Raw genomic sequence first — 5,053 nt, forward strand, 5'->3', positions numbered from 1 at the left:
GCCCGCTCCAGCGGCGGGCGGCGGCGACGGACCCTGCGGTCCCCGGTCCTCAGACGCCGTACTCGGCGGTGAGGACGGCACGGGCCAGGGTGTGGAAGGTGATGTTGAACCCGACCTGGGCCGGCGGGGTGTCGGCACCGACGTCCAGCGCGTCCACGTCGAGCGCGTGCACGGCGAACGCGTAGCGGTGCGCCGGCCCGGGCGGCGGGGCGGCGCCGTCGTACCTGTTCCCCGGGAAGTCGTTGCGCGCGTGGAACGACCGCTCGCCCGGCAGGTCCGCGTCGGAGGCCCCGGCGCCCCGCGCCAGACCGGCGGTGTCGGCCGGCAGGCCGAGGGCGAGCCAGTGCCACCAGCCGGAACCGGTCGGGGCGTCCGGGTCGTAGCAGGTGACCGCGATCGAGCGGGTCCCCTCGGGCAGCCCGGACCAGGCCAGCTGCGGCGAGAGGTTGCCGCCGCCGTGGATGAACTCCTCGGCCAGCGTGCCGCCTTCGGTGATGTCCTCGCTGGTCAGCGGGAAGGACGGCACCTTCGGCAGGAACTCGTACGGCAGCGGCGGACGCACACTCATGGAGGGTCACCTCTCGGCACGGCGGGAAAGGAAGTGTCCGGGCCCGGGCGCGGACCGACGGACAGGACGCACAGGATTCACCTTAGTGGGGTGACCAACCACCGGGCCCGGCCCTACAGTCGGTTCATGTCCCCGCGATTGGCCCGTGTGCTCCGTGACTCCCGCGCCGCGCTGTTCACGATGGTCGGCGTCCTGGCCGTCATCTGGGCCGTGCAGGTGGCGAACTGGCTCGACGACTACCGGCTCTCCTACGAGTACGGCGTGAGCTCCGGGCGGCTGGACGAACTGCCGGACCTGCTCACCATGCCGCTGCTGCACTTCGGCTGGGACCACATCGAGGCCAACTCCTGGCCGCTGTTCGCGTTCGGCTTCCTGGCCGCGTACCGGGGGATGAAGCGCTTCCTGCTGGCGACCGCGCTGATCGTGGTGTCCAGCGGTCTGACCGTCTGGTTCTTCGAGCGCCCGGACGTCGTCACGGCGGGCGCCAGCGGCGTGGTCTACGGGTACTTCGGCTACGTGGTGCTGCGCGGGATCTTCGACCGCAACCTGGTGGACACCGCGATCGGCGTGGTCGTCGCCGCGCTGTACTCGTACCTCCTGCTGGGCGTGCTGCCGAGCGCCGAGGGCGTCAGCTGGCTGGGCCACCTCGGCGGTCTGGCCGGCGGCCTGGCCGGCGCCTGGCTGCTGCGCGACCGCGGCGACCGGGGCACCCGGGGGGAGCACCCCGCGAAGGCCGCCGCGAGCCCCGCCGGCCCGGGCACCGCGCTGCTCAAGGAACTCGACGACCTGGGCATCTAGGGCCTCTCCTCCGCATCGCGCCGGTCGGCCGCCGCCCTTCCCCGGCGCCGCCCGCTCCTCCCCGCCGCCCCCTCGGGCACCGGCCGGCTGTCGGGGACCGACCTGCGGGGCCCGACCGGGGCCCTCCACCGGATCGGGACGCCCGGCTGCTCCCGCACCCCGGAGACGGTCCGCGAGCAGGTCACCGCCCGCCCCCGCACGGAGTGCACCCCCGCGACCTGGCGGTGACCCCGCGTCCGGCGGCCTCGGACCGCGACGGTCCGGCCGATCTCGCCGCCGAGGCCGCGGTCCGCCGCGAGCCGGGCGTACCGGAGGTCGAGTTCTACCACTACGGCCCGATGCGTCTCTCCTCCCCGACCGGATCGGTGCCGCGCTCGGCCGGGCGACCACCGAACCAGGCACCCGGGCCCACGCACAGAACATGCACAAACCAGCAGGAAATGCGCACAGGAATCGATCAGACCCGGTCATCCGCTGGCCGAATACGATCCTTCCTCCGCGCGAGACGATCCTGCCCATGCCAACATGTGGACCCTGAGCTCCCCCTCAGTCGTGATCACCCGACGAGGGGGAGCCACCCACGGAGCCACCCACGGAGCCGCGCTCACCGCCGCCGCCGGGACGTCCCGAACAGGCTCCGGGTGATCTCCCGCCCGAGCTGCGTCCCGGCCGACCGGGCGAAGGACTTCAGCGCCGGGTTGCCCAGCAGGGCCCCGAGCAGCCCGGCGTCCTCCTTCTCCCGCGCCGGCTCCCGCCGCCGCTCCGGTTCCGGCCGGGCCTGCGGCGAGGGCGCCGGCCGCGCGTCCGGCGAGGGCACCGGCTCCGCCTGCGGCCGGGCCGCCCGCGCCGCCAGCTTCTCGTACGCCGACTCCCGGTCGATCGCGTCCCGGTACCTCGCCGCCAGCGCCGACCCGTCCACCGCCGCCCGCAGCGCCGCCGGATCGACCGGCCCCATCAGCGACTGCGGCGCCCGCAGCCTGGTCGCCGCGACCGGCGTCGGCGCGCCCTTCTCCGACAGCACGGTGACCACCGCCTCGCCCGTCCCCAGCGAGGTCAGCACCTCCGCCAGGTCGTACGCGGGCGACCTCGGGAAGGTCGACACGGTCGCCTTCAGCGCCTTGGCGTCGTCCGGCGTGAACGCCCGCAGCGCGTGCTGCACCCGGTTGCCCAGCTGCGCCAGCACGTCCGCCGGCACGTCCTTCGGCGTCTGGGTGACGAAGAAGACGCCCACCCCCTTCGAGCGGATCAGCCGCACCGTCTGGGTGATCGCCTCCAGGAAGGCCTTGGACGCACCCTTGAACAGCAGGTGCGCCTCGTCGAAGAAGAAGACCAGCTTCGGCCGGTCGAGGTCCCCGACCTCGGGCAGCTCCTGGTAGAGGTCGGCGAGCAGCCACATCAGGAAGGTCGAGAAGAGCCGCGGCCGGTCCTGCACCGCGGGCAGTTCCAGGACCGACACCAGGCCCCGCCCGTCCTCCGCGCGCCGCAGCAGTTCGGCGGTGTCGAACTCCGGCTCGCCGAAGAACGCCCCCGCCCCCTCGTTCTCCAGCAGGGTGAGCGAGCGCAGGATCACCCCGGCGGTGGCGGCGGAGATCCCGCCGATGCCCTTCAGCTCCTCCTTGCCCTCGGGCGAGGCGAGGAAGCCGATGACCGCCGTGAGGTCCTTGAGGTCGTAGAGCTCCAGGCCGTTGCGGTCGGCGTAGTGGAAGACCAGCCCGAGCGAGGCCTCCTGGGTCTCGTTCAGGTCCAGCACCTTGGCGAGCAGCAGCGGGCCGAAGCTGGTCACGGTCGCCCGCAGGGGGATGCCGGTGCCCAGGCCGCCGAGCGCGTAGAACTCGGCGGGGCAGCCCCGGGCCCGCCAGTCCTGGCCCACCTCGGCGGCCCGGGCGGCGGTGCGCTCGCCCGGTTCGCCGGGCGCGGACACCCCGGAGACGTCGCCCTTGATGTCGGCGAGGAACACCGGCACGCCCTGTTCGGAGAGCTGTTCGGCGATCAGCTGGAGGGTCTTGGTCTTTCCGGTGCCGGTGGCGCCCGCCACCAGCCCGTGCCGGTTGAGCACCCCGAGCGGCACCCGCACCGGCGCACCGGCGTACGCGGTGCCGTCCAGCAGCACCGCGCCGAGCTCCAGCGCGGGCCCGGTGAAGGCGTACCCGTCGGCGATCTCCCGGACGGCGGACGGAACGGCAGCGGACATCGGACACCCTCCTGGGCACCTCGGCGCGACGGCGGCGCGGCGACGGACGGCCGCGCACGGCCCGACAGGGCGGACGAAAGGGCCGGAGCCACGCGGGACCTACACGACATTTCCCATGAAACAGCCGCAATCCTCCGCCCGCAGCCCGTACCCGTGCGCGTGGCGGGCCCGCGGCTGCTGCGCCATCCGCCGCCCAAACGGTAGGCTTTCCGTGTGATCTTCAAGCGCATCGGCAATGGTCGGCCGTACCCGGATCACGGCCGTACCAGCACCCGCCAGTGGGCGGACGTCGCCCCGCGCCCGGTGCGACTCGACCAGCTGGTGACCACCAAGGGACAACTGGATCTGGAGACCCTCCTGGCGGAGGACTCCACCTTCTACGGGGACCTCTTCGCGCACGTCGTGAAGTGGCACGGGGACCTGTACCTGGAGGACGGGCTGCACCGCGCGGTCCGCGCCGCGCTCCAGCAGCGCCAGGTGCTGCACGCCCGCGTCCTCGAAATGGAATGACGAGGGGCCCGGTCCGGCCGGGCCCGCACGCGTCGGACCGCCCCCCGGCCGGGACCGGGGGGCGGTCCGTTCGTACCCGGGTGCGGTCGGGGTACCCCCATTCGGGTACCGGCGTACTCCGGATGATGATCGTTTAGTACCTTCACCGCTGGACGGCACTAATCTGCTGACTACGGCCGCGGCCACGTTCCCGTGACCCCGCGCCCGGCCCCACCGGCACCCGATCCCCGCCCCGGCACGAGGGGGAGACAAACCGTGAGCATGTTGACTCCCCAAGGTCTGAAGGGGAAGCAGTACCGGATCACCGGCAACTCCTATCCGCGGCTCGGCCGCCCGCCCAAGAGGAGCCGCAAGGTCATCGCGCTGATCGGCGCGCTGCTCGCGCTGGCCCTGATCGGGCTCGGCGGCGTCCAGCTGTGGGACATCTTCAGCGGCAAGGGCAAGAACGCCTCCGCGCAGGCCTGCGCCTCACCCTCCGGCAAACCGCTGGCCGCGCCGACCCCGGAGGCCGCGCCGACCGCGCCGGGCACCGCCGCGGCCCCGATCGACCCGCAGGCGATCCCGCAGCCGGCCGCCTTCAAGGTGAACATCCTGAACGCCACCACCAAGGCCGGCCTCGCCGGACGGACGGCCGACGAGTTCACCAAGCGCGGCTTCACCATCGACAAGAAGGGCAACGCCCCGGCCGAGCTGGACAAGAAGGTCCCCGGCACCGCCGTGGTGGTCGCCGGTCCGGCCGGCGCCGGCGCCGCCACGCTGATCAGCTCGCAGATCGCCGGGGCCACCGTCGCCACCGACGCCCGCACCGACAACAGCGTGGACGTCGTCATCGGCGACAGCTACAACACCCTGCTGGACGAGACCCAGGCCGCCGCGGCCCTGGCCCTGGCCACCCGGCCGGTCCCGGCCCCGAGCTCCACCGGCACCTGCTGACGGCCCGCCCCGCGACGACGACGAGGAGCCCCCGGCGGCGCGCCGGGGGCTCC

General features: G+C 73.6%; 5 protein-coding genes. 3 read left to right on the forward strand and 2 right to left on the reverse strand.

All coding sequences use genetic code 11. The features are described from left to right. Positions 1-49: 49 nt before the first annotated feature. Positions 50-568, reverse strand: a complete 519-nt coding sequence (locus ACFCX4_RS34610) for a YbhB/YbcL family Raf kinase inhibitor-like protein (protein WP_376151175.1) — start codon at positions 566-568, stop codon at positions 50-52. Positions 569-694: 126 nt separating this feature from the next. On the opposite strand from ACFCX4_RS34610, the gene ACFCX4_RS34615 reads away from it, so the two are divergent. Further along, the gene (locus ACFCX4_RS34615) at positions 695-1,366 is read left to right on the forward strand and encodes a rhomboid family intramembrane serine protease (RefSeq protein WP_376151177.1); all 672 of its coding nucleotides are present in this window, start codon (positions 695-697) and stop codon (positions 1,364-1,366) included. A gap of 604 nt (positions 1,367-1,970) precedes the next feature. On the opposite strand, the gene ACFCX4_RS34620 is transcribed toward ACFCX4_RS34615, so the two are convergent. Next, positions 1,971-3,557 carry a helicase HerA-like domain-containing protein gene (locus tag ACFCX4_RS34620; RefSeq protein ID WP_376151179.1) on the reverse strand — a complete coding sequence of 529 codons (1,587 nt, stop codon included), beginning with the start codon at positions 3,555-3,557 and terminating at the stop codon, positions 1,971-1,973. A 213-nt stretch (positions 3,558-3,770) separates the two neighbouring features. Between ACFCX4_RS34620 and ACFCX4_RS34625 the strand changes: the two genes are divergently transcribed. Beyond that, on the forward strand, positions 3,771-4,067 hold the full coding sequence (locus tag ACFCX4_RS34625; protein WP_030061387.1) for a type II toxin-antitoxin system VapB family antitoxin: 297 nt from the start codon (positions 3,771-3,773) through the stop codon (positions 4,065-4,067). Between the two features lie 261 nt (positions 4,068-4,328). Continuing rightward, positions 4,329-5,000 (forward strand): LytR C-terminal domain-containing protein, encoded by a 672-nt coding sequence (locus ACFCX4_RS34630; RefSeq protein ID WP_376151181.1) that lies wholly within the window; start codon positions 4,329-4,331, stop codon positions 4,998-5,000. Positions 5,001-5,053: the final 53 nt, after the last annotated feature.

This window comes from Kitasatospora sp. NPDC056327, from assembly GCF_042261735.1.
Lineage (GTDB): Bacteria > Actinomycetota > Actinomycetes > Streptomycetales > Streptomycetaceae > Kitasatospora.

Excerpts from the sequence above, each read along its gene's own strand:
- ACFCX4_RS34615 (WP_376151177.1), top strand. The coding sequence starts at position 695 with ATGTCCCCGCGATTGGCCCGTGTGCTCCGTGACTCCCGCGCCGCGCTG.
- ACFCX4_RS34630 (WP_376151181.1), top strand. The coding sequence starts at position 4,329 with ATGTTGACTCCCCAAGGTCTGAAGGGGAAGCAGTACCGGATCACCGGC.
- ACFCX4_RS34610 (WP_376151175.1), bottom strand. The coding sequence starts at position 568 with ATGAGTGTGCGTCCGCCGCTGCCGTACGAGTTCCTGCCGAAGGTGCCG.
- ACFCX4_RS34620 (WP_376151179.1), bottom strand. The coding sequence starts at position 3,557 with ATGTCCGCTGCCGTTCCGTCCGCCGTCCGGGAGATCGCCGACGGGTAC.